The 20,526-nt window shown below is 60.8% G+C and carries 24 protein-coding genes; 12 read left to right on the forward strand and 12 right to left on the reverse strand.

Annotated features, from left to right (window positions below; translation table 11 throughout):
- Positions 1-357 carry a Uma2 family endonuclease gene (locus tag HDF15_RS14770; RefSeq protein ID WP_184256837.1) on the reverse strand — a complete coding sequence of 119 codons (357 nt, stop codon included), beginning with the start codon at positions 355-357 and terminating at the stop codon, positions 1-3.
- Between the two features lie 9 nt (positions 358-366).
- A complete protein-coding gene (locus HDF15_RS14775; protein WP_184256840.1) occupies positions 367-564 on the reverse strand; it encodes a hypothetical protein in 198 nt (65 codons plus the stop codon).
- A 55-nt stretch (positions 565-619) separates the two neighbouring features.
- On the opposite strand from HDF15_RS14775, the gene ftsY reads away from it, so the two are divergent.
- The 3 genes from ftsY (at position 620) to HDF15_RS14790 (ending at position 3,754) form a co-directional block, all read left to right on the forward strand.
- Positions 620-1,624 (forward strand): signal recognition particle-docking protein FtsY, encoded by a 1,005-nt coding sequence (gene ftsY, locus HDF15_RS14780; protein ID WP_014264426.1) that lies wholly within the window; start codon positions 620-622, stop codon positions 1,622-1,624.
- Positions 1,625-1,630: 6 nt separating this feature from the next.
- A complete protein-coding gene (ribD, locus tag HDF15_RS14785; protein WP_184256842.1) occupies positions 1,631-2,794 on the forward strand; it encodes a bifunctional diaminohydroxyphosphoribosylaminopyrimidine deaminase/5-amino-6-(5-phosphoribosylamino)uracil reductase RibD in 1,164 nt (387 codons plus the stop codon).
- A 306-nt stretch (positions 2,795-3,100) separates the two neighbouring features.
- Positions 3,101-3,754 carry a riboflavin synthase gene (locus tag HDF15_RS14790; protein WP_184256844.1) on the forward strand — a complete coding sequence of 218 codons (654 nt, stop codon included), beginning with the start codon at positions 3,101-3,103 and terminating at the stop codon, positions 3,752-3,754.
- A gap of 73 nt (positions 3,755-3,827) precedes the next feature.
- On the opposite strand, the gene rho is transcribed toward HDF15_RS14790, so the two are convergent.
- Both rho and HDF15_RS14800 read right to left on the reverse strand, forming a co-directional pair.
- Positions 3,828-5,078, reverse strand: a complete 1,251-nt coding sequence (rho, locus tag HDF15_RS14795) for a transcription termination factor Rho (protein WP_014264422.1) — start codon at positions 5,076-5,078, stop codon at positions 3,828-3,830.
- 237 nt (positions 5,079-5,315) lie between these two features.
- Positions 5,316-5,531 (reverse strand): DNA-directed RNA polymerase subunit omega, encoded by a 216-nt coding sequence (locus tag HDF15_RS14800; RefSeq protein ID WP_014264421.1) that lies wholly within the window; start codon positions 5,529-5,531, stop codon positions 5,316-5,318.
- Between the two features lie 485 nt (positions 5,532-6,016).
- On the opposite strand from HDF15_RS14800, the gene HDF15_RS14805 reads away from it, so the two are divergent.
- Positions 6,017-6,433, forward strand: a complete 417-nt coding sequence (locus tag HDF15_RS14805) for a hypothetical protein (protein ID WP_260331103.1) — start codon at positions 6,017-6,019, stop codon at positions 6,431-6,433.
- 86 nt (positions 6,434-6,519) lie between these two features.
- Positions 6,520-7,017 carry a DUF4440 domain-containing protein gene (locus HDF15_RS14810; RefSeq protein WP_184256848.1) on the forward strand — a complete coding sequence of 166 codons (498 nt, stop codon included), beginning with the start codon at positions 6,520-6,522 and terminating at the stop codon, positions 7,015-7,017.
- 143 nt (positions 7,018-7,160) lie between these two features.
- On the opposite strand, the gene HDF15_RS14815 is transcribed toward HDF15_RS14810, so the two are convergent.
- Complete coding sequence (locus HDF15_RS14815; protein WP_184256850.1) at positions 7,161-8,753, reverse strand: YifB family Mg chelatase-like AAA ATPase; 1,593 nt, start codon at positions 8,751-8,753, stop codon at positions 7,161-7,163.
- A 93-nt stretch (positions 8,754-8,846) separates the two neighbouring features.
- Here HDF15_RS14815 and HDF15_RS14820 point away from each other — a divergent pair, with 93 nt between their 5' ends.
- The 3 genes from HDF15_RS14820 to HDF15_RS14830 are packed head-to-tail and all read left to right on the forward strand — an operon-like array spanning position 8,847 to position 11,701.
- Positions 8,847-9,806, forward strand: coding sequence for a HEAT repeat domain-containing protein (locus HDF15_RS14820; protein ID WP_184256852.1), 960 nt, complete (start codon positions 8,847-8,849; stop codon positions 9,804-9,806).
- Positions 9,807-9,837: 31 nt separating this feature from the next.
- Positions 9,838-10,209: an MmcQ/YjbR family DNA-binding protein gene (locus HDF15_RS14825; protein ID WP_184256854.1), complete on the forward strand. Its 372-nt coding sequence runs from the start codon at positions 9,838-9,840 to the stop codon at positions 10,207-10,209.
- Between the two features lie 28 nt (positions 10,210-10,237).
- Positions 10,238-11,701 carry an L-serine ammonia-lyase gene (locus tag HDF15_RS14830; protein WP_184256856.1) on the forward strand — a complete coding sequence of 488 codons (1,464 nt, stop codon included), beginning with the start codon at positions 10,238-10,240 and terminating at the stop codon, positions 11,699-11,701.
- Here the strand turns inward: HDF15_RS14830 and HDF15_RS14835 are convergent.
- On the reverse strand, positions 11,688-11,963 hold the full coding sequence (locus HDF15_RS14835; RefSeq protein ID WP_184256858.1) for a hypothetical protein: 276 nt from the start codon (positions 11,961-11,963) through the stop codon (positions 11,688-11,690). The genes HDF15_RS14830 and HDF15_RS14835 overlap by 14 nt on opposite strands.
- A gap of 20 nt (positions 11,964-11,983) precedes the next feature.
- Between HDF15_RS14835 and HDF15_RS14840 the strand changes: the two genes are divergently transcribed.
- On the forward strand, positions 11,984-12,259 hold the full coding sequence (locus HDF15_RS14840; RefSeq protein ID WP_184256860.1) for a type II toxin-antitoxin system RelE/ParE family toxin: 276 nt from the start codon (positions 11,984-11,986) through the stop codon (positions 12,257-12,259).
- A gap of 7 nt (positions 12,260-12,266) precedes the next feature.
- Here HDF15_RS14840 and HDF15_RS14845 read toward each other — a convergent pair whose 3' ends face one another.
- Positions 12,267-13,442, reverse strand: a complete 1,176-nt coding sequence (locus HDF15_RS14845) for an acetyl-CoA C-acetyltransferase (protein ID WP_184256862.1) — start codon at positions 13,440-13,442, stop codon at positions 12,267-12,269.
- Between the two features lie 81 nt (positions 13,443-13,523).
- Between HDF15_RS14845 and HDF15_RS14850 the strand changes: the two genes are divergently transcribed.
- Together HDF15_RS14850 and HDF15_RS14855 are read left to right on the forward strand one after the other, a co-directional pair.
- Positions 13,524-14,348 (forward strand): CPBP family intramembrane glutamic endopeptidase, encoded by an 825-nt coding sequence (locus tag HDF15_RS14850; protein ID WP_184256864.1) that lies wholly within the window; start codon positions 13,524-13,526, stop codon positions 14,346-14,348.
- 342 nt (positions 14,349-14,690) lie between these two features.
- On the forward strand, positions 14,691-15,422 hold the full coding sequence (locus HDF15_RS14855) for a 16S rRNA (uracil(1498)-N(3))-methyltransferase (RefSeq protein ID WP_184256866.1): 732 nt from the start codon (positions 14,691-14,693) through the stop codon (positions 15,420-15,422).
- Positions 15,423-15,709: 287 nt separating this feature from the next.
- Here the strand turns inward: HDF15_RS14855 and dnaJ are convergent, their stop codons facing one another.
- From dnaJ to HDF15_RS14880, 5 genes are all read right to left on the reverse strand, one after another.
- On the reverse strand, positions 15,710-16,855 hold the full coding sequence (gene dnaJ, locus HDF15_RS14860; protein WP_184256868.1) for a molecular chaperone DnaJ: 1,146 nt from the start codon (positions 16,853-16,855) through the stop codon (positions 15,710-15,712).
- A 43-nt stretch (positions 16,856-16,898) separates the two neighbouring features.
- A complete protein-coding gene (locus tag HDF15_RS14865) occupies positions 16,899-17,453 on the reverse strand; it encodes a nucleotide exchange factor GrpE (protein WP_014264408.1) in 555 nt (184 codons plus the stop codon).
- Between the two features lie 83 nt (positions 17,454-17,536).
- Positions 17,537-18,628 (reverse strand): heat-inducible transcriptional repressor HrcA, encoded by a 1,092-nt coding sequence (gene hrcA, locus HDF15_RS14870; protein ID WP_184257026.1) that lies wholly within the window; start codon positions 18,626-18,628, stop codon positions 17,537-17,539.
- A gap of 45 nt (positions 18,629-18,673) precedes the next feature.
- Positions 18,674-19,507 (reverse strand): Mrp/NBP35 family ATP-binding protein, encoded by an 834-nt coding sequence (locus HDF15_RS14875; protein ID WP_184256870.1) that lies wholly within the window; start codon positions 19,505-19,507, stop codon positions 18,674-18,676.
- 59 nt (positions 19,508-19,566) lie between these two features.
- Positions 19,567-20,088 carry an acyl-CoA thioesterase gene (locus tag HDF15_RS14880; protein WP_184256872.1) on the reverse strand — a complete coding sequence of 174 codons (522 nt, stop codon included), beginning with the start codon at positions 20,086-20,088 and terminating at the stop codon, positions 19,567-19,569.
- A gap of 14 nt (positions 20,089-20,102) precedes the next feature.
- Between HDF15_RS14880 and HDF15_RS14885 the strand changes: the two genes are divergently transcribed.
- Positions 20,103-20,480 (forward strand): tetratricopeptide repeat protein, encoded by a 378-nt coding sequence (locus tag HDF15_RS14885; protein ID WP_311733114.1) that lies wholly within the window; start codon positions 20,103-20,105, stop codon positions 20,478-20,480.
- The last annotated feature ends 46 nt before the right edge of the window (positions 20,481-20,526 follow it).

Consider the following 20,526-nt stretch of genomic DNA (forward strand, 5'->3'; position numbering starts at 1 on the left):
CTAGCCGAGCGCGTCCATCTCATCCAACTCGCTGAAAATTTCAGCGACAGGAACGCGAATCTCGGTGCCCTCAAGCGTCAGCACATCTTCTGCGGGCTGCAGGGTGACGGAACGATCTGCCACATAGGCGCGGCGCCGGCGCGGGTCGATGACCCACACAGCCTGTACCCCCATCTGGATGTAGTCGTCCACCTTTTCCTGCGTTCGCGACATGCGATCTTCGGGAGAAAGTATCTCGATACAGAGCAGTGGCGGCGTGCGGATAATGGTCTCGAGGGGTGTCGATCTCTTTACGACGCAGATATCTGCGACGCGATACCTGGTATCGGAGACCTGGATGCGATCTTCCGGAAACACACGTACATTCTATGCCTTTTCACGCACTGCAAAAAAGGTAATGAAGAACTTCTGCGCACTCGCGTGCGGCGTCTCGCCCACGTTTCTCTCCAATAGTTCGCCGTCAACGTAGTCGCAGTCAGGATCGTACATGGACGTCAGATAGACTTCGACCGGAACACGGTGGTTCTCAGCCTTAGAAACGGGATAGATTGTCGCCGTCGCCATGGATTCCTCCTGTCGCTTTTAGCCTACACCGCATCCTCCGCTAAACTAAAGGGAAATGGCTTTCTCTTTCTTCGGCAAGCGCGACAAAGAAACCCCGGAACCCAACCCAGCCGCGCCCGAACCCTCGCAGCCCGAATCGTCCAAACCCCGCGGATTCTTCGACCGCATGAAGCAGGCGGTCTCGCGTACCCGCGAGGCCCTCAGCGAGTCCATCGGCAGCGTCGTCGCGCTCACTCGCGAGATCGACGAGAACAACCTCGACGACCTCGAACTCGTGCTGCTGGCCTCCGACATCGGTTCGGTCACCACCGGCGAGATCATCACGCATCTCCGCGAGCGCGCCCTGCGCCAGGGCATCAATGACGGAGCCGAACTTAAGTCCCTGCTGAAGGCCGAGCTGCGCCGCATCCTCGACAGCGTTGCCCACCCCATTGCGCATCCCTCTACGCCGCCTGAGGTCATCATGATGGTCGGCGTCAACGGCACGGGCAAGACGACCACCACCGGCAAGCTGGCGGCACTCTATCGCAGCCAGGGCCGCAGCGTCCTGCTCTGCGCCGCCGACACCTTTCGCGCCGCGGCGATCGAGCAGCTCGAGGTCTGGGCCGGACGCTCCGGCGTGCAGCTCATCAAGACGCGCCAGGGCGGCGACCCGTCTGCGGCCCTCTTCGATGCCTGCACCGCCGCGAAGGCCCGTGCGACGGAGATTCTCATCGTCGATACAGCAGGCAGACTGCACACCAAGAGCGACCTGATGAAGGAGCTCGACAAGATGCGCCGTACCGCCGAAAAACTCATCCCCGGCGCACCGCACCAGACACTGCTCGTGATGGATGCGACGACGGGACAGAATGGGCTGCAGCAGGCCCGGCTCTTCACCGAGGCCGCGCGCGTCACCGGCATCGTGCTCACCAAGCTCGACGGCACGGCCAAGGGCGGCATCGTCGTCGCTATCGCCCGTGAGCTAGGCCTGCCGGTGCTCTACGCCGGCGTCGGAGAGAAGATGGAAGATATTCTGCCCTTCGATCCTGCCGCGTTCGTCGATTCCCTGCTCGATTGAGGTTGTATGTCGCTACTCCCGCACGATGAACGTCACTTGCAACGCGCCCTGGATCTCGCGCAGGAGGCCGTTGGCCTCGCCTCGCCCAATCCGACGGTCGGCTGTGTGCTGGTTCGCGACAGCGCAGTCCTCGGCGAAGGTGCGCACCACTATGACGAGCGCGATCACGCTGAGATCGCCGCTCTGAAGCAGGCCGCCTCCTTGGGACATACTCCGCAAAGCGCAACCGCGTACGTCACCCTTGAACCCTGCTCGCACCAGGGCCGCACCGGCCCCTGTGCCGACGCGCTGATCGCAGCGGATATCGCTCGCTGTGTAGTTGCCACCGTGGATCCGAATCCCCTGGTCAGCGGTGGAGGTCTCGCCAAACTTCGGACGGCTGGAATCGAGGTTGTAGTAGCTGATCCGGCCTCCGCACCGGCGCAACGGGCACGACGCCTCAACGATGCTTTTGCCCACTGGATTCAGCATCGCCGTCCGTTTGTCACGCTGAAGGCCGCCGTGTCGGTCGACGGCAAGCTCGCGCCTGCGCCCTCTGTCCGCACGGCCAACCAGCCCCATTGGCTTACCGGTGAAGCGGCACGCGCGGACGTCCATCGGCTGCGCCACGAGGTTGACGCCATCCTTACAGGCATCGGCACCGTGCTCGCCGACGATCCTTCCCTTACCGATCGTAGCGGCCTTCCCCGGAGGCGTTCGCTACTGCGCGTCATACTCGACAGCGATCTGCGGACGCCCCTGGACTCGCAGCTGGTGCGGTCTGCGTCGAGTGATCTGCTTCTGCTCTGTTCTATGACCGCGCCTGCCGATCGTGAAGCGGCTCTCTCCAATTGCGGTGTGGAAGTGCTTCGTCTTTCGGGCAGCGGGGGGCATCTCAATCTGCGCGCTGCATTGGACATGCTGGCGCAACGCAACATCATCAGTGTGCTGGTTGAAGGCGGTTCGTCGCTCAATGGCAGCTTGCTGCGTGTGGGATTGGTCGACAAACTGACCCTTTACTATGCCGAGCGTGAACTGGGCCTCGACGCCATCCCCTTCGCCGAAGGCATCGCCTCCCCCTACGTCGTGCAGGAACAACTGCAACGCATGGAACGTACCAGCCTCCCCCACGGGACAGCTGAGGATGTTCGCATCACCGGGTATCTGCACGATCCATGGGCCGGCATCTAGGGCAATTCCCACATAGAGATAGAAGGCTCTTTCCAAACCTACCCGTTACCTTGTCATCTCGACCGAAGCATTACGGCTCTATGTCATGCGCAATGGAGAGACCTGCAGCTTGTCGGCGCGGGCAATAGTACCCGCACAGGCAAGCCTGCAGGTCTCTCAGTCCTGAGCGAAGTCGAATGGACGGCGGTAAAGTACGCCGCCTCCGGTCGAAATGACAATTTTGTGGTGAGTTTGAAATGAGCCCTCCACACCTCTACGGGAACCTCTCTCAGCCCATAGCCCCCTGTTTCCTGTTAACTTAGAGCTATGTTTACCGGTCTCATTGAAACCACAGGCAAAGTCCTTTCGCTCCAGCCGACCGAGGGAGCCACGCGCATCACCCTCGTTGCACCGCAGCTTGCAAGCCGCTGGAAGGTCGGCGACAGCATCGCGGTCAACGGCGTCTGCCTTACGGCTTTGCTCGCGGACGACGAAACCCGCTTTGCCGCCGATCTCGCCGACGAGACCATTCGCCGCACCACGCTTACGAACCTGCAGCCCGGGACACCGATCAATCTCGAACTGCCTACACCTGCCGGTTCGCCCCTGGGCGGCCACGTCGTGCAGGGACATGTGGATGGTGTGGGAAAGCTGATCTCGCTGGTTCCGCTGCACCCCGACCAGGATCACTCAGACTGGCGCATGACGATCGAGATTCCCTCTACGCTGGCAACCTTTATCGTTCCGCAGGGATCGATCACCATCGACGGCATCAGCCTCACCGTCGCCAAGGTCGAGGGGCTGCACATCGAGATTGCCGTCATCCCCCATACCTACAAGGCGACGAACCTGCACAGCCTCGTTCCAGGCTCGCCGGTCAACCTCGAGACCGACGTGCTCTCGAAGTACGCCGCACAGCGGACCGCACATGCCGCCAAGGACTGGCTGACGGTGGACTATATGCTCGCCAACGGGTACTAGAACGCGCTTCGCGCAATAAAACAAAGAGGCGCGGCCCATAGGCCGCGCCTCTTCTTATGCCACCAGTACGCCGTTACAGCGAGCTCATGTTGTGCAGGAACTCCTGGTTGTTTCTCGTCTTTCCGAGCTTGTCGGAGAGCAGTTCCATGGCTTCGACGGGCGAGAGCGGGTTGAGAACCTTGCGCAGAATCCAGGTGCGCTGCAGGTCGTCCTTCGGAATCAGCAGCTCTTCCTTACGGGTGCCCGAGCGCTGGATGTCGATGGCCGGGAAGACACGCTTGTCGACCAGCTTGCGGTCCAGGATCACTTCCATGTTGCCCGTGCCCTTGAACTCTTCGAAGATGACTTCGTCCATGCGCGAGCCGGTATCAATCAGGGCCGAGGCGATGATCGTCAGCGAGCCGCCCTCTTCGATATTGCGGGCCGCGCCGAAGAACCGCTTCGGGCGTTGCAGCGCGTTCGAGTCGACACCGCCCGAGAGCACCTTGCCGCTCGGCGGAACGATCGTGTTGTAGGCACGCGCCAGACGCGTAATCGAGTCCAGCAGGATCACCACGTCGCGCTTGTGCTCGACGAGGCGCTTGGCCTTCTCGATGACCATCTCGGCCACCTGTACGTGGCGCGCGGCGGGCTCGTCGAAGGTCGACGAGATGACTTCGCCCTTTACCGAGCGCTGCATGTCGGTCACTTCTTCCGGACGCTCGTCGATCAGCAGAACGATCAGCACCACCTCCGGGTGGTTGGCCGTAATCGAGTTCGCGATCGACTGCATCAGCACGGTCTTACCGGTGCGCGGCGGAGCGACGATCAGGCCACGCTGGCCCTTGCCGATGGGGCAAAGCAGATCCATGACGCGGCCCGAGATGGCCTCGCGCACGGTCTCCATCTTGATGCGTTCATCGGGATAGAGCGGCGTCAGGTTGTCGAACAGAATCTTGTTGCGGGTCTCTTCGGGCGACTCGAAGTTGATCGCCTCGATCTTGACCAGCGCGAAGTACTTCTCGCCCTCGTGCGGGCTGCGGACGTTGCCGCTGATCGTGTCGCCGGTCTTGAGGTCGAACTTCCGGATCTGGCTCGGAGAAACGTAGATGTCATCCGGTCCCGGCAGGTAGTTGTAGTCGGGCGAGCGGAGGAAGCCGTATCCGTCGGGCAGGATCTCCAGCACGCCTTCAGCGAAGATGTGGCCTTCTTTTTCGCTCTGAGCCTGAAGAATCTTGAAGATAAGGTCCTGCTTGCGCAGACCGCTGGTGCCTGGAATCTCAAGGCCGCGGGCGAGCTTGCCGAGTTCTGCAATGCTCTTTTCTTTTAATTCGGAGATAGTCATGAATTCCTGAAGTTCGATCGTATTTTGGGGGATTTGGGGTGTTGCGGAAGGGAAGTTGAAGGTCCTGCTTGCAGGAAAACTCGCCGAAAGCAGGCACCGCGAGAGAGGTGTCAAACGGTAATGCGGGGGTATTGAGAGTCAGCCTACCGGGTACAACTGCAAAATTCAAGTCTGCGGGGTCTTGAAAGAGAGCTTACCAGAGAGTCTGTTGAAAACTAAGAAGTACTGTCGCGCAGCTTAAGCTGCGCGACCCATAACTGCATTTTCCAGCTCGGCCTCAGCGGCCACATTCATCGGAACGGTGTCCTTGAAGCGGTCCAGAACCTCGTTGGTTGTGTCCTGCAAACGCGTGTTGGGCTTGTGCAGCTTGCGGGTAGCCTTGGAAGCCAGCTGGCACAGCTTGTAGCGGTTGTTGACGTGGGTGAGTGCTCCAAAAATAAGATCTGAGCGCATAATGTTATCTCCTTCGTTCTGCGAGGCATGAGCGTCTTCAAACTTGCGATGCGCTCTGGCCGAACTGCCTGTGTTGAATATCCGCCGGCGGGAAAGTGGCCTGCAGACCTTTACGGATTAGACGCACCCGGAAGCCCCGGCGTCGCATCTCTATTTGCCTCGAACAACGTAAATATCGCGCTAAAGCGCTTTTCTTCCAACAGTTTGCAAACGCATTCGATTGGAGGTTGCCGCACAAAAAAACGGCGTGATTCACTCGCTACGGCGAGAACGGCATGAGGTTGGTTTGCTGGTGGATAGCGGTCTGACCGCCCTGCAAGATAGTTGGACCGCTCCGGAATACAGCTCATGGCCGGAAACTACGGTACTTCTGCACCTTATCGCGTGCAAAGCCCGAGGTCAATACTTTTTTTTGTAATCCTTGTCACCGCACTTCCGTAAAAAGGGATACCGGAGCCGGAATTCGCCTTGATATGCTACGGCCTATGAACGGGACCTACTCGCAGACTCCCACCCAGGCCCAGATCCACCGTGCGATTAAGCGCCTTCCTTCGCTCCAGCGCGATGAGGTGATCGCCTCCAGGTATCTGGGGTTGAGCGTGTACTGGAAGACACGTTTCTTCGACGCCCTGGATATGAACCGCGGCTCGCTCAAACACTTCGCCTTCAACCAGCGCGGTTGGCATCGGTTCTCCCGTATGGATCAGCCTATCTACGCGTACATCGATATCGATCGGTATCCCGAGACTCATTCTTTGCGCCGTGGCGGCCGGGTCGATCTCTACGGAACCATCGTGAAGGTCGACACCGTACTGGGCATCACGCTCGCGCTCGATCGCTTTGAGATTCTTCCGTTGACGCTCTTCGATCGGTTTGTCGTGCGGGAGGATAGCCACGTCTAGCAACTGCCCTCACGCAGGAAGTCGTTCATTCGTCGCAGAATGAGGGGACGTTGCGCATATCATCTACAAAACAGGAGTCTGTTTCCATGTCATCACGACGGCGTATCGCCCTTTGCACCATTATCTTAGCGCTCATTTCCAGCGTGAATCTCTTTACTGCGCGAGCTCAGCAAAAATCCTTCACTGCCAACCAGACCAAGATCATCGATACAGTAAGCACGATATTTACTGCAGCGCGAGCGGACGATATTAAGAAGTTTGACTCGGTCATTGCACCAGGCTTTTACATCTACGATGGTGGTGCCCGGTTCAATGGAGACTCCATCATGGCCTTGATCAAGACACAACATGCCGCAGGCAAACACTACGAATGGAATGTGACCGACCCTGACGTTCATATCAACGGCAAGACTGCCTGGGTGGCCTACGTCAATCAAGGAAGTATCACGGATGCCTCCGGCGCCACAGTGAAACAGACCTGGCTGGAATCGGCCTTCCTCCAGAAACAGGCGGGCACCTGGAAGATCGCCTTCATGCATAGCACCCGCGTTCCCGCAGCCGCCCAGGAAAACCACGGCAAGTAACATCAAAGCCCGAGCTCTCTTTCTGCTGCACGCCCGCTTCAACTTTCCAGTAACAGGAAAGTTGAAGCGGGCGTGCAGCACCGTTTTTCTGGGAAAACGGCCATAATGTCGCGGTTTCGCTATACACCTACAGGAAATTTGCTCTAGGCCCAGTAGCTTCGGTCCAGCGTCCGATACTGAATCGCCTCTGCGATGTGCCTGACCTCAATCCCATTCGCCGCGTCCAGGTCGGCAATCGTGCGCGCGACCTTCAGGATGCGGTCATGAGCACGGGCGCTCAGGCCCTGTTGCTGCATCGCGCGCTCCAGCAACCGCTCGGCCTCACTTGCCAGTTCGCAGTGCACGCGAATCTGCTGGGTCGACATCTGCGCATTGGAGAACACGGCCCGGCTGGCTGATTTGGATGAACCCTTCGTCCTCGCACCGCTCTCCAGGAACCGCGCATGCTGCCGCTCGCGAGCCGCCAGTACCCGTGCGCGAATCTCCGCCGAACCCTCCGCAGCCGTGCCGCTGCGCAGCTCCTTGTACTGCACCGCCGGAACCTCGATATGAATATCGATGCGGTCCAGCAGCGGCCCGCTCACCTTCGCGACGTAGCGCTGGATCATCGGCGGCGTACACATGCAGTCGCGGCTCTTATCGTTGTAATAGCCGCAGGGACAAGGATTCATCGCAGCAGCGAGCATAAACCGGGCTGGAAAGCTGAGGCTCATCGCCGCCCTGGAGATGGTGACCGTTCCATCCTCGAGCGGCTGCCGCAGCACCTCCAGCACATTGCGCGGAAACTCCGGCAGTTCGTCCAGAAACAGCAGGCCGTTGTGCGCCAACGAGACCTCGCCGGGCCGCGGAATCATTCCTCCGCCGATCAATCCTGCATCTGAGATGGTATGGTGCGGAGAACGAAATGGCCGGTGCGTCACGAGCCCTTCATCCTTGTTCAGAACCCCAGCCACCGAGTGGATCTTGGTGGTCTCCAAGGCCTCTTCAAAGCGCAGCGGCGTAAGAATCGAAGGCAGACGCTTGGCCAGCATCGTCTTTCCGCTGCCCGGCGGTCCGATCATCAGGATGTTGTGTCCACCAGCGGCTGCTACTTCGAGAGCCCGCTTGGCCACGTGCTGTCCGCGCACATCGCGGAAGTCCGCCTGATACTCCTGCACATCGCTCAGCAGAGCCTGCGTATCGACGGCCAGCGGGGTCGCGGTAATGCCACCCAGCTCGGCGGAGTTCAGCAACTCGCGCACTTCGAGCAGACTGTTCACCGGATAGACGTTCACACCCTGCACCACGGCGGCCTCGCGGGCGTTCGCCGCCGGGATCACCAGGTTGCGAATTCCCGCAGCCCGCGCGGCGACAGCAATCGGCAGCATTCCCTGCACCGCTCGCAGCGAGCCATCGAGGCCCAGTTCGCCGACCATCACAAAGTCGCTGACGTCTTTGATCGCCAGACCACCGTAGGCGCCGAGAATACCGACGGCAATCGGCAGGTCGAAACCGGAGCCTTCCTTCTTCAGGTCGGCGGGCGCGAGATTGATGGTGATGCGCGTCGGCGGCAGGTCGAAGCCGGAGTTCTTGATCGCGGAACGGACGCGATCGCGGCTCTCTCGCACAGCGGCGTCCGGCAGTCCCACAGTACTGAAGTTCTCCTGGTCCAGCTTTACGCCGGAGAAGTCGACCTCGACATCGATGATGTGTGCGTCGATTCCATAGACCGCCGCGCTACGAGTTTTGAAGAGCATGAACCTGCCTGATGTCGCCGGTAATTTTTCGCAAGTGTAGCATTACACTCTACCGCGAAAGGCAAATGGCATGCCCACGTTATGGAGAACACTATGAACCCTTTTCTTTCCTCGCTCCGATCCAGCATCCTTATGCTTGGGCTATCCACGCTTGCACTCGCTCCGCTGTCCGTCTACGCCCAGGAAGCTCCCGCGAAACCTGTCGACACCAGCAACGCCACAGATGCCAGCCCCGCTGCGACGGCCCCGCACCTGAACAACACAGAGACCGCCTGGAACATGCTCGACACCGCTCTCAATGGCATCAAGGATGAAAAACACTCCGACCTTCGCACCCAGGCCCTTGCGGCCCTTGGAACCATGGGCACAAATGCCCGGGCCGGGCATCTGATCGCCGACGCCATGAACGATCCCGATCTCGACGTCCGCACCGCCGCCGTTCTCGCCGCCGGCCAGACCAAGAATCGCGCCCTGATGAGCAATCTGCGCGACAAACTCAACGACAAGGAGCCGCAGGTCGCCTTCGCCGCCGCTCTTACGCTCTCCAAGGCCAACGACCACTCTGGAGAGGACATCCTGATGGACGTCGTCGATGGAGACCGCAAAGCCAACTCCGGCCTCATCAACGGCACCATGCACACCATGAGCAAGGACCTTCACAATCCTTCCGCCATCGCCAAGATCGGCGCGCTCCAGGGAGCCTCCATGCTGCTTGGCCCCTTCGGCATCGGCATCACGGCGTATGAATATATCCGCAAGAACGGCGGCGAATCCGCTCACGTCATCGCCATCACAGAGCTCTCCAAGACACGGTCAGGATCTCTCCGCGACCTGTTCGTGAAAGCCCTCGGCGACAAGGACCCCGCCGTTCGTGCCGCTGCGGCAAAAGCGCTCGGCGACTATCACGACAAGGCTACCGCCAGCTCCTTGCTCGATGTCTTTCAGGACTCCAAGGCGCCTGTGCGCCTGACCGCCGCGGCAGCGTATCTTCGCAGCACAGGCATCAGAGCAACGGCCCAGGCTTCCACCCCAACACCAGAGGTAAAGAAGTAAACTCTTTTCACTCCAACCAGAGGTTCCAGCCATGGCCTCCAACACCAGCCTGTTCCGCAAACTCGCTCTTGCTCTCCCCGAAGCCGTCGAGAGCGCCCACATGGGCTCTCCGGACTTCCGCATCCACGACCGAATCTTCGCCACGCTTGCCTATGGCGAAAAAGGCCTTGGCACACTGAAGCTCACACCGGAACAACAGGCAGGCGTTCTCGCGGATGCACCCGAGCTCTTCACGCCTGCACCTGGTGGGTGGGGCCGTATGGGCATGACGCTCGTACGCCTCGATGCACCTGAGGCCGTTCTCGCGGGTGCGCTTTCGACAGCCTTTCACCATGTTCTCTCCAAACAGACGGCGAAGAAGCGTGTCTCCACAACCAAGGCTTCCAGGAGCCGCCTACAATAGGCATCGTGCCAACTGGCGCAGGATGTCTATGAACACCAGTCTCTTTGAGCTCTTCAAAATCGGTATCGGCCCTTCAAGCTCTCACACCGTCGGCCCGATGCGCGCCGCCCTGCGCTTCGTTCGCACGCTCGACTCCGATGGTCTGATCGAGAAGACAGCTTCGATCACCGTTGAGCTCTATGGCTCGCTCGCGCTCACCGGGATTGGTCACGGCACGGATCGCGCTGTCCTTCTCGGGCTGCTCGGCGAAGCGCCCGACAACATAGATCCCGCGAAGATCGATTCATTGGTTGCCGCCGTTCGCTCGTCACAGCAGTTGCAGCTCCTTGGCCGTCATCCGATCGCCTTTCGGGAGGCTGAACATCTGCTCTTCCATCGCGACCGGATGTATCCCGATCCAGAGACGCCGACTCATCCGAATGGTCTTCGCTTTACCGCACGCGATATCCACGGAGATACGCTGACGAGCGAGGTCTATTACTCCATCGGCGGTGGCTTCATCGTCTCGGCGGCAGAGTTTGCGAATCCCGGCAGTGCGAAGAAGCGCGAGGTGCCCTACCCTTTTTCAAGTGCTGAGCGGTTGCTCGCCCTTGCCCTCGAACAGCATCTCTCCATCCCCGAGATCGTTCTGGCGAACGAGGTCGCGCTTCTCGACGAGGAGACGATCGTGCGCCCACAACCTCGGGATGCCAGCGCGGTTCACGATGGCGAGTCCGCGGTGAAGCAATCCATCCTTACGCTCTGGGAGACGATGCGCTCCTGCATCGACCGTGGCGTTGCCACGGAGGGCACGCTGCCGGGAGGCCTCAACGTCCGCCGCCGCGCCGCGGGACTTGCCCGGCGTTTGGCGAGACTCGACGAAGAGGGCCGCACGCGCGATCCGCTCGCGCCGATGGACTCCGTCACACTCGTCGCCATGGCTGTGAACGAAGAGAACGCCGCTGGCGGTCGCGTCGTCACAGCACCGACCAACGGCGCTGCGGGAGTCATCCCGGCCATCGCGCACTTCTACCTGCACCATGCGTCACATGAATTGTCTGAAGCGGAGAAGGAAGCCGGCCTGCTGCGTTACTTCCTCACCGCCGCCGCCATCGGCATTCTGTACAAGGAGAATGCCAGCATCTCCGGCGCAGAGGTCGGCTGCCAGGGAGAGGTCGGTGTGGCCTGCTCCATGGCTGCGGGTGGTCTCGTCGCCGCGCTGGGTGGAGACAACAGCGCAATCGAACATGCGGCGGAGATCGCGATGGAACACAACCTCGGCATGACCTGCGATCCCATCGGGGGTCTCGTGCAGATTCCGTGCATCGAGCGGAATGGCATGGGCGCGGTGAAGGCCGTCAATGCTTCGCGGCTCGCGATGAACGATCAGGGAAGCCACAAGATCTCGCTCGATCAGGTGATTGAGACGATGTACCGCACGGGCATGGACATGCAGTCGCGTTACAAGGAGACCAGCCTGGCTGGGCTGGCGCTCAACATCATTGAGTGTTGACGGAAATTTGTTTTCGAGCTTGACCATGCACTTTGTACTCTTCTAGCCTGAACTCATGACACTCCACCTCACTCCCGCGCAAGAGCAGAGATTGCAGCAGCTTGCTGAAGACTCTCATCGCACGCCTGATGAACTGGCGCAGGAAGCTGTCGACAGCTATCTCAATCATCTGGAAACTCTCGCCGCAGAGGTTCAGGAAGGTGAAGCTTCCGCCGAGCGAGACGGCTGGCTCACGCACGAAGAGGTCTTCGAACGGCTTCACAAGCGTATCCAAAAAGCTGCATGAAGATTATCTGGACGCCGCGCGCCGCGTCGGATCTCGATGGCGTGGTCGACTTCATTGCAGCAGGAAGCCCAGACGCTGCGATCCGAGTAGCCAACAGAATCTACAAAGAAGTGATGCAGCTTGCCGCCATGCCAAATGTCGGCAAGCCAGGCGAACTACCGGGAACCCGTGAGCTTCTGTTCCACCCATGGCCTTACATCGCTGTCTATAAAGTCACCAGCGATGCTGTTCGCATTATCCGCATCCGTCACGCTTCGCAGCGGTGGCCATAACATCCACTTACCGCTCCACCGCCAACGCCACCGAGTTCCCTCCCCCCAGACACAACGCCGCTACACCCTTCTTCACGTCCCGGCGCTGCATCTCATGCAGCAACGTTACGAGCACGCGCGCCCCGCTGGCTCCAATGGGATGTCCGATCGCCACGGCACCGCCGTTTACATTGACGCGGTCCAGGCCTAGCCCCAACTCTTTCGTCACGCCGAGCGCCTGCACACTGAAGGCCTCGTTCAACTCGAACAGGTCGACCTGATCCATCGACCACTTCGCGCGCTCCAGCACTTTTTTGATTCCCGTCACCGGAGCCAGCATCACCCACTTCGGCGCAACGCCGCTGGTGGCCTGCGCCCGGATGGTCGCCATCGGCTTGAGCCCGAGCTCACGCGCCTTCTCCGCCGACATCACTACTACCGCCGCTGCTGCGTCGTTCACTCCGGGAGCATTCCCCGCCGTCACTGTGCCGTCCTTCTTGAAGGCCGGCTTCAAGGCTGCGAGCGCCTCCAGGGAGGCGTCTTCGCGGACGCTCTCATCGCGCGTTACCATCACGGACCCCTTCCTGCCCTTCACCTCGACCGGCACCACCTCGGCATCGAAGCGGCCCTCGCGCCAGGCTGCGGCAGCTTTGCGGTGTGAGGCCAGGGCGTACTCGTCCTGCTGCTCGCGCGTGATCGAATGCTTCTCTGCGACGAGTTCGCCGGTCATGCCCATATGGAAGTCCTCACACGCGCACCACAGTCCGTCGCGAATCATCGAGTCCACCACAGCACCATCTCCCATGCGCAGCCCCTTGCGCGCACCCGGAAGCAGGTACGGCGCGTTCGACATCGACTCCATGCCGCCCGCCACAACGATCTCCGCGTCGCCCTGTGCGATGGCCTGTGCCGCGAGCGCAACAGCCTTCAGGCCCGATCCGCACACCATGTTGAGGGTCAGGGCACTTACAGTGTCCGCAAGGCCGCCACGCAGGGCCGCCTGCCGTGCCGGGTTCTGCCCGAGCCCTGCAGGCAGCACACAGCCCATGAGGCATTCGTCCACGCTGTCCGGAGCGATGCCGGCGCGTTCCACGGCCGCTCGCACGGCGATAGCGCCCAGCTCTACCGCAGACATCTCCGACAGCCCGCCCTGGAACTTCCCGACCGGCGTCCGCACCGCACTTACGATTACGACATTACGCATTCTGAATCTCCTTCAGTCTCCTCGCTCGCAGCAGCCCGCACTTGCGCGCAAGAAGACGGCGAACGCCGTAGTATACGTCCCATGACAGAGACTTTGCCCGATCCTTTGCTTCCCCTCGCGGAAACCTCGAGGACAGAGGACGTCCCACAGCTCCTTGCACCCTGGTTCCATACGCTCGGCATCGTCGCACTGCTCGCTGGCCTTGCCCTGTTGTCGCATTTTGGACATCGCGAGATCACTACGACGGACCACCCGGTGCGTTACTGCTCACAGATGCTGATGATCTGGATGTTGCTCGGTTGCGTCGTCGCCGGCTTGTATCGCCGTCGACTCTTTTTCTGGAACACACTGCTGCACAACCGCCGCTCATGGCTCCTTGAGAGCGTGCGGGGCATAACGATCTATCTGGCGTGCTCGGCAATGTTCTACCTCGCCGTCATGGGCTTCGCCTACATTCTGGCCTTGCGGCATGCCTCGCACACCTCGGTCGTGTATCAGGAGGTCGCGTCCCGGCTTCACCTGAAGAACAAGATCGTCGAGGCCACGGCACCTACAACAGGCTTCGAACTTTTGTTGTGGGCGGGTGTCAGCTTCACGGCCGGCTTCTGCGAAGAGCACATCTTTCGCGGATACCTGCTGCGCCACTCCATCGCCTTCTTTCGCGGAACCGGAACATCGCCGAGATTCTCCGAGATCCTCTCTGTCGCAATCACGTCTGTCCTCTTCGGGAGCCTTCACCTCTATGAAGGAATAGGGGGCGCTGTCTTCATCGGTCTGCTTGGATTGGTGTTCGCGACTCTCGCGTTGCGCTTCGGCAATCTGCGCGCCGTCATCGTCGCGCATAGCGTACAAGACTTCCTGGTAGGGCTCTTTCTCTTCCTCCGACACCTCCATCAGGTGCGATGAAGCCCGGTGAGGCCATCAGGAATCTGCAAAGACGATTCGTGTCGCGACCTCGCCGAGAAAATTCCTTTGCGATATATCACTTTTTTTCTTGACTATGCGCCGCACAAAATCTATACCTTCGTTAGTTGCTTCACATCGTGAATGCAGCATCGATGATTTTTGTCGATATGGGAGCGCAGGCAAACGCAACCAGGCAAAGCATCAAACTAAAGGCAACACACTCGGGGAACGCGATACAGAGCGTTCCCCGAGGTGTTTAACACCCAATGTTTATAGGGTCATTCGCGTGCACGCCTCTATGTGCCCTGTCGTACATAGGCGCTCCCGCAGTATCCTACGAGGATGACGCGCCGCCGCTGGATCGCCGACACCTTCACCGACACAACCGCTTCGCTCACCGGCGACCAGGCCGCTCATCTCGCGCGAGTGCTGCGCGCGGAGCCCGGACAAATCTTTGACGTCGTCGCCAACGGCTTCCTGCATCGCGCCGAGATCACGAGCGTCTCCGATAGCGAAGTCGTCTTCACGCTGCACGAGGAACTCGAAGCCGATGCCGCGCTGCCGGTGCATCTGCTGCTCGCTGTCTTCAAGTTCGATCACATGGAGTGGGGCATCGAGAAGGCCACCGAGCTCGGCGCGGAGCGCATCACGCCCGTGCTCGCTCGGCGCACGGAGAAGCATCTCTCCCAGGCTGCGGCGAAACGTGTCGAACGCTGGCGACGCATCGTGCGCGAGGCTGCGCAGCAGTCGCGGCGAAGCGATGTGCCTACAGTCGATGATCCGCAGACGTTGAAGGCCGCATTGCAGTCGGTGAGCGCGGAGACGAAGTTGCTGCTCGCCGAGACGGAGCAGGAGAACACGATCGCTGCGGCGTTGCAGCAAGCGAGTCAGCAAGTCAGCGAGTCAGCGAGTCAGTCCGTTGCTTTGGCCGTTGGTCCCGAGGGTGGCTGGACTGCCGAGGAGATGCAGCTCTTTACCGAACATGGATGGAAGCATGTCACGTTGGGACCGCGCATTCTGCGTGCCGAGACTGCAGCGATTGCGGGGTTGGCTATCTGTTCGGCCTTGCTTTAGAGCAAGCCACCGTCGGGTGCCCCATCCTCGACGCGCAGTTTCATCGCGCGGCAGGGTGGGGTATCGTGCGAAGCACGACCGTTCTTAGTTTGTAGAGGCGACGGTGGCCCGATTCATGAGAGCGGTCGTTTGCTATCGCAAGCGATACCCCACCCTGCCGCGCAAAACTGCGCGTCGAGGATGGGGCACCCGATTGTGGCTTGCTCTACACAAGGGCTCGCCTAAAAACGAAAACGGCGGTGAAGCTTATCGCCTCACCGCCGTTCAATTACTTCCTACACCTTGCTCTAGCTGAAGATGTCCTTCACCTTGCCAAACAGTCCGCGCGAAGCCGGGGTGTTCTCCACCGTCATCGTCTCGGCAAGCTGCTTCATCAGTTCCTTCTGCTGCTTGTTGAGCTTGCTCGGGGTCTGCACCCGTACCTCGACGATCAGGTCGCCCTTGCCGTGCGAGTTCAGGTGAGGGACACCCTTACCCTTCAGCTTGAACTCCTTGCCACTCTGCGTGCCTTCGGGAACCTTCAGCGTCTCCTTGCCCTCGAGCGTCGTCAATTCGATCTCGGTGCCGAGCGCCGCCTGAGGGAAGCTCACCGGAATTACGCAGTGCAGGTCGTCACCATCGCGCTCGAAGAACTTGTGCGCCTTGACCTCAAGCACCACGTAGAGGTCGCCTGCCGGACCGCCGAAGCGTCCTGCGTCGCCCTCGCCGCTGTAGCGAATGCGCGTGTCCTGCTCGACACCCGCCGGAACCTTGACGAGGATCTTGTGCTCACGCTGCAGACGCGCATCGCCCTTGCAGGTCTTGCAGGGGTTGCGGACGATGCTGCCCGTTCCGCTGCACACCGGGCAGGTTCTCGCGACCGAGAAGAAGCCCTGCTGCGTGCGAATCTGTCCGCGGCCGCCGCACTGCTGGCAGGTCTCCGGCTGCTTGCCGCCCTCCGAGCCTGAACCCGAGCAGTCCTCGCACACCTCGGCGCGACGGATCGTAATCTCACGCTCGACGCCGAAGACAGCCTCCTCAAACTCCAGACGCATGTCGAACTTCAGGTCGCGGCCACGCTGGGCGCGTGACGCCCGGCGATTGCCGCTGCCGCCCATGTTGAACATCTCGCCGAACAGGTCGCCAAAGATATCCCCCAGGTCGCCCTGCCCCTGGAACGGGTTGCCGCCGCCGTTGAAGCCGCCCGGTCCGGCGCCGCTGACACCGGCATGACCGTAACGGTCATAGGCGGCGCGCTTGTCCGCATCGCTGAGGACCTGGTAGGCCTCGCTGCACTGCTTGAAGCGCTCCTCGGCCTCCGGATTGTTCGGGTTGCGGTCCGGATGAAACTGCATGGCGAGCTTGCGATACGCGACCTTGAGCTCGGCATCGGTCGCCGTGCGTTCCACGCTTAGAACTTCGTAGTAATCCATCTTCATCGTTGCTGTCGCCATTACCTGATTCCTTATTCGCTATTAAATGGGTCGCGCCTGGTTTCTACTCGCTCTTCTGTGCGGTGTTCACTGCGATCCGCACCAGCGCCGGACGAAGCAGCTTGTCACGCAGCTTATAGCCGCGGCGAATCTCTTCCAACACCTGGTGATCGGGGTGCTCCACTGTTTCGATGCTGCCCAGAGCCTCGTGGATTCGCGGATCGAACTGCGCCCCCACCGTCTCAACCGGCTGCACCTGCAAGCCCTTCAGGGCCTCTTCCATCTGCTTCAGGATGAGTTCGACCCCGGTACGCAGCTGCTCGGCGGAGCCGTCGGCCTTCAGCGCGAGCTGAAAGTTGTCCATCACGCCGAGGAACGGCTCAACCGCGCCCTGCACGGCGTAGTCACGAGCGTCCTGGCGTTCCTTGATCTCACGCTTGCGGGCGTTGTCGAACTCAGCCTGCAGCCGCGCGAGGCGGTCCTTCAACTGGTCGCGCTCGCCGCGAAGCTGTTCCATCTCTGCCTGCTGTGCATCGGCCTCGATCACTTCGGTTCCGTTCTCTGGTTCGGGCTGCGTGGCGTCCATCATCTCTTCCTGTGTCATGTCCTGTGTGCTCATCTTTGCTCCGTCTTCATTGTTTCCCATTCGCGACCATCGCGCGAATGCATCTCGAACTTCGTCTATCCGGTTCCGCTTCAGGGTCATAGCGGGGGCGGTCCAAACATTCCACCTGCTGCATCGCTGCTGATGCGGTCAAACACCTGCGCGATGTAGCTGACCGCGCTCATCGCATTCTCATAGTGCATACGCTTGGGCCCGATCACGCCTACGGTTCCAACGCTTTCGCCGCCGACGCGCGCCGGTGCGGCGATCAGCACCAGCCCTGCCATCTCCGGGGCCTGCTCTTCCAGGTCGAATACCACGCGCACCGACTCCTGCCGCGAATCGATGTAGGCGTTCAGCAGCTCCACGAGGCGTTGCTTGGTCTCAAGCGCCGCCAGCATCTCGCGCAACTGGGCACGATCTTCCGGAAGGCCGACGAGGTTGGCCACGCCTTCGACGTAGACCGCCTGCTCCGCGTGCGCAGCCTCCGGCACGGTACCTGCCCACAACTGCTGAGCCAGTTCCCGGTAGTCGCTTCGTTCGCGCTCTAATCGCTGTGCCAGCTCGGCACGCACCCGCTCGATATTCCAGCCGCGGTAGTGTTCGTTCAAAAAGTTTGCGGCAGTCTCAAGCTCGCGCAGCGAAAGATCGCGGTCGATGGACAGCACCCGGTCGCGCACCATGCCGCTGCGCGTGACCAGCACCGCGAGTACCCGCCGCGCAGCCAGCCGGCTGAAGTGTACGTGCTCCAGCAGATCGGCGTTCGCGATAGCACCGATGGCCAGGCCGACACCACTGGAAAGCGTAGCCAGCACATGCGAGGTCCGTGCCAGCAGAGCCTGCGCCCCGGCGACCCCGGCAAAGCTGGAGTCGATCTGCGACTGCACCTCAGCAAGCGAAAGCCCCGGCAGCCGTCCGGCAAAGCCTCCATGCAACTGGGCAACATACATGCGGAAGGCCTCGGCCGAAGGAATGCGGCCAGCCGAGGTATGCGGCTGCTCCAACATACCGGCGTCCGCCAGGTCGGCCATCTCGTTGCGAATCGTAGCGGCGCTCATCGCACCGTTTTCAAAGGCCTGTGAACGCGCAATGGCGCCAGAGCTCACCGGCTCACCCGTCGAGATATAGTTCTCGACGATCGCGGTCAGAATCTGCCGCTGCCGTATTGTCATCTGGTTCATGCTCGCCATCATAGCCTCCAGCTCAGGTCTCACGGCCTTCGCTGTTTCCTGTTTCTAACTAATCTCCAATACATCTTCGCTGCGTGACGCGACTTCTTTGGCCTTTTCGGCGATCTTCAGGGCGATGGCCGCAAACTCCCGCGCCCGCAGAGACTCCTCGGTGCCCAGTGCCGCCGGCAGACCGCGATCACCACCCTCGCGTACACGAGGATCGAGATCGATCGAGCCCAGGAACGGCAGGTTGAACTGCTTCGCCGTCTGCTCCGTTCCACCAGCTCCGAAGACATCAATGATCTCGCCGCTCGGCAGCGTCATCTGGCTCATGTTCTCGACCAGCCCCAGAACCTCGACGTTGACCTGGTGGAACATCTCGAGCGCCTTGCGCGCATCCTGCAACGCCACGCTCGATCCGGTCGAGACGACGACCGCACCGGTCAGCGGCACCGTCTGCACCAGCGAGATCACGACATCACCCGTGCCCGGAGGCAGGTCGACGATGAGGAAGTCCAGCTCGCCCCATTCCACCTGCTGCAGAAACTGCCGGATGATCTGGTGCAGCATCGGCCCACGCATCACCATCGGCTTGTCGCCGGGAGAGATCAGCCCGATGGAGATGAACTTGACGCCATGCGCCTGCAGCGGCTCGATGCGGTTTTCGCCGATGATGTTCGGCTGCCGTGTAATGCCCAGCATCGTGGGAACGTTCGGCCCGTAGATATCGGCGTCGATCAAACCCACCCGGTAGCCCAGCTTTGCGAGGCTCACCGAAAGGTTGACGCTCACCGTCGTCTTGCCGACGCCGCCCTTACCCGATCCCACCGCCACTACATGCTGTACACCCGGCAACGGCTGAGGCCCCTGCGGCATTCCCTGTCCACTATGTCCCATCGAATTCGTCCTTGCTCTTCCTGGTTTCTGCTAACTGTTCCTGCTAAAAACTTACTGCCCTACGCATGCCACTCCGGCGCCATCGCCGCACGCATCGCCCGCTTGCGCAGGGTCTCCTCGGAGCGCATCTCGCGACGGCGGGCGGCATCTTCAAATCGCCGCTTCTGATTTTCGGTCTCCGGCAGAACCTGCGGCACCTCGATGCGCTGTCCCGTGCTATCTACCGCGACAAAGGTGAGATAGGCCGACGATACATGCCGCAGACGCTGTGCGCGCACATCTTCGACCATCGCCTTCACGCCTACCTCCATCGAAGTCTTGTACGCGCGATTCACGCTGGACTTCAGGATCAGCAGATCTCCAACCTTTACCGGCGCGACGAAGTCCAGGTGATCCATGGACGCCGTTACCGTGATGGCCCGGGCGTGACGGCTGGCCGCCATCGCTCCGACGAGGTCGATGAACTGCATCAGCCGGCCGCCGAAGAGATTGCCGAGCGCATTGGCGTCTCCCGGAAAAATAATCTCGCTGCGCTCCGATTGCGACTCACTCACGGGCCGCACTAACATGCCTTCACTCATCTCTCCATTCTAAATTGCCCGTCAAATCATTGCTCTCCGGCACCCCTTTTGCATTTCGCCAGCGTTCCCCGCATCCTAAGCAGATGGACAAGATCGCGATGCTCACCGAAATCCTGAAGCAGAACCCCACCGACGCCTTCGCCCGCTATGGCCTCGCCATGGCCTACTCCTCCGAGGGCAAGCAGGAGGCGGCGCTCACGGAGTTCTCGACCATCCTGCAGTACACTCCGGACTACGTGCCGGCCTATCAGATGTCCGCCCAGGAGCTGCTGAAGGCCGGCCGTGCAGACGAGGCCCGCGAGCGCCTTACTGCCGGTCTGGCCGCCGCTGCCCGCACCGGCAACGCTCACGCTGCCAGCGAGATGCAGGCGATGCTGGATGATTTGAGCTAAGCCTTAGCATGTTGAAGAAAGAATCAGGGCGCCCCCTAACGCGAAG

It is taken from the genome of Granulicella mallensis (assembly GCF_014203225.1).
GTDB classification, from domain to species: Bacteria; Acidobacteriota; Terriglobia; order Terriglobales; family Acidobacteriaceae; genus Granulicella; species Granulicella mallensis_A.

What these genes read in the sequence shown, in the direction of transcription:
- HDF15_RS14775 (WP_184256840.1), bottom strand. Translation starts at nt 564, where the DNA reads ATGGCGACGGCGACAATCTATCCCGTTTCTAAGGCTGAGAACCACCGT.
- ftsY (WP_014264426.1), top strand. Translation starts at nt 620, where the DNA reads ATGGCTTTCTCTTTCTTCGGCAAGCGCGACAAAGAAACCCCGGAACCC.
- ribD (WP_184256842.1), top strand. Translation starts at nt 1,631, where the DNA reads ATGTCGCTACTCCCGCACGATGAACGTCACTTGCAACGCGCCCTGGAT.
- HDF15_RS14790 (WP_184256844.1), top strand. Translation starts at nt 3,101, where the DNA reads ATGTTTACCGGTCTCATTGAAACCACAGGCAAAGTCCTTTCGCTCCAG.
- rho (WP_014264422.1), bottom strand. Translation starts at nt 5,078, where the DNA reads ATGACTATCTCCGAATTAAAAGAAAAGAGCATTGCAGAACTCGGCAAG.
- HDF15_RS14800 (WP_014264421.1), bottom strand. Translation starts at nt 5,531, where the DNA reads ATGCGCTCAGATCTTATTTTTGGAGCACTCACCCACGTCAACAACCGC.
- HDF15_RS14805 (WP_260331103.1), top strand. Translation starts at nt 6,017, where the DNA reads ATGAACGGGACCTACTCGCAGACTCCCACCCAGGCCCAGATCCACCGT.
- HDF15_RS14810 (WP_184256848.1), top strand. Translation starts at nt 6,520, where the DNA reads ATGTCATCACGACGGCGTATCGCCCTTTGCACCATTATCTTAGCGCTC.
- HDF15_RS14815 (WP_184256850.1), bottom strand. Translation starts at nt 8,753, where the DNA reads ATGCTCTTCAAAACTCGTAGCGCGGCGGTCTATGGAATCGACGCACAC.
- HDF15_RS14820 (WP_184256852.1), top strand. Translation starts at nt 8,847, where the DNA reads ATGAACCCTTTTCTTTCCTCGCTCCGATCCAGCATCCTTATGCTTGGG.
- HDF15_RS14825 (WP_184256854.1), top strand. Translation starts at nt 9,838, where the DNA reads ATGGCCTCCAACACCAGCCTGTTCCGCAAACTCGCTCTTGCTCTCCCC.
- HDF15_RS14830 (WP_184256856.1), top strand. Translation starts at nt 10,238, where the DNA reads ATGAACACCAGTCTCTTTGAGCTCTTCAAAATCGGTATCGGCCCTTCA.
- HDF15_RS14840 (WP_184256860.1), top strand. Translation starts at nt 11,984, where the DNA reads ATGAAGATTATCTGGACGCCGCGCGCCGCGTCGGATCTCGATGGCGTG.
- HDF15_RS14845 (WP_184256862.1), bottom strand. Translation starts at nt 13,442, where the DNA reads ATGCGTAATGTCGTAATCGTAAGTGCGGTGCGGACGCCGGTCGGGAAG.
- HDF15_RS14850 (WP_184256864.1), top strand. Translation starts at nt 13,524, where the DNA reads ATGACAGAGACTTTGCCCGATCCTTTGCTTCCCCTCGCGGAAACCTCG.
- HDF15_RS14855 (WP_184256866.1), top strand. Translation starts at nt 14,691, where the DNA reads ATGACGCGCCGCCGCTGGATCGCCGACACCTTCACCGACACAACCGCT.
- dnaJ (WP_184256868.1), bottom strand. Translation starts at nt 16,855, where the DNA reads ATGGCGACAGCAACGATGAAGATGGATTACTACGAAGTTCTAAGCGTG.
- HDF15_RS14865 (WP_014264408.1), bottom strand. Translation starts at nt 17,453, where the DNA reads ATGAGCACACAGGACATGACACAGGAAGAGATGATGGACGCCACGCAG.
- hrcA (WP_184257026.1), bottom strand. Translation starts at nt 18,628, where the DNA reads ATGGCGAGCATGAACCAGATGACAATACGGCAGCGGCAGATTCTGACC.
- HDF15_RS14875 (WP_184256870.1), bottom strand. Translation starts at nt 19,507, where the DNA reads ATGGGACATAGTGGACAGGGAATGCCGCAGGGGCCTCAGCCGTTGCCG.
- HDF15_RS14880 (WP_184256872.1), bottom strand. Translation starts at nt 20,088, where the DNA reads ATGAGTGAAGGCATGTTAGTGCGGCCCGTGAGTGAGTCGCAATCGGAG.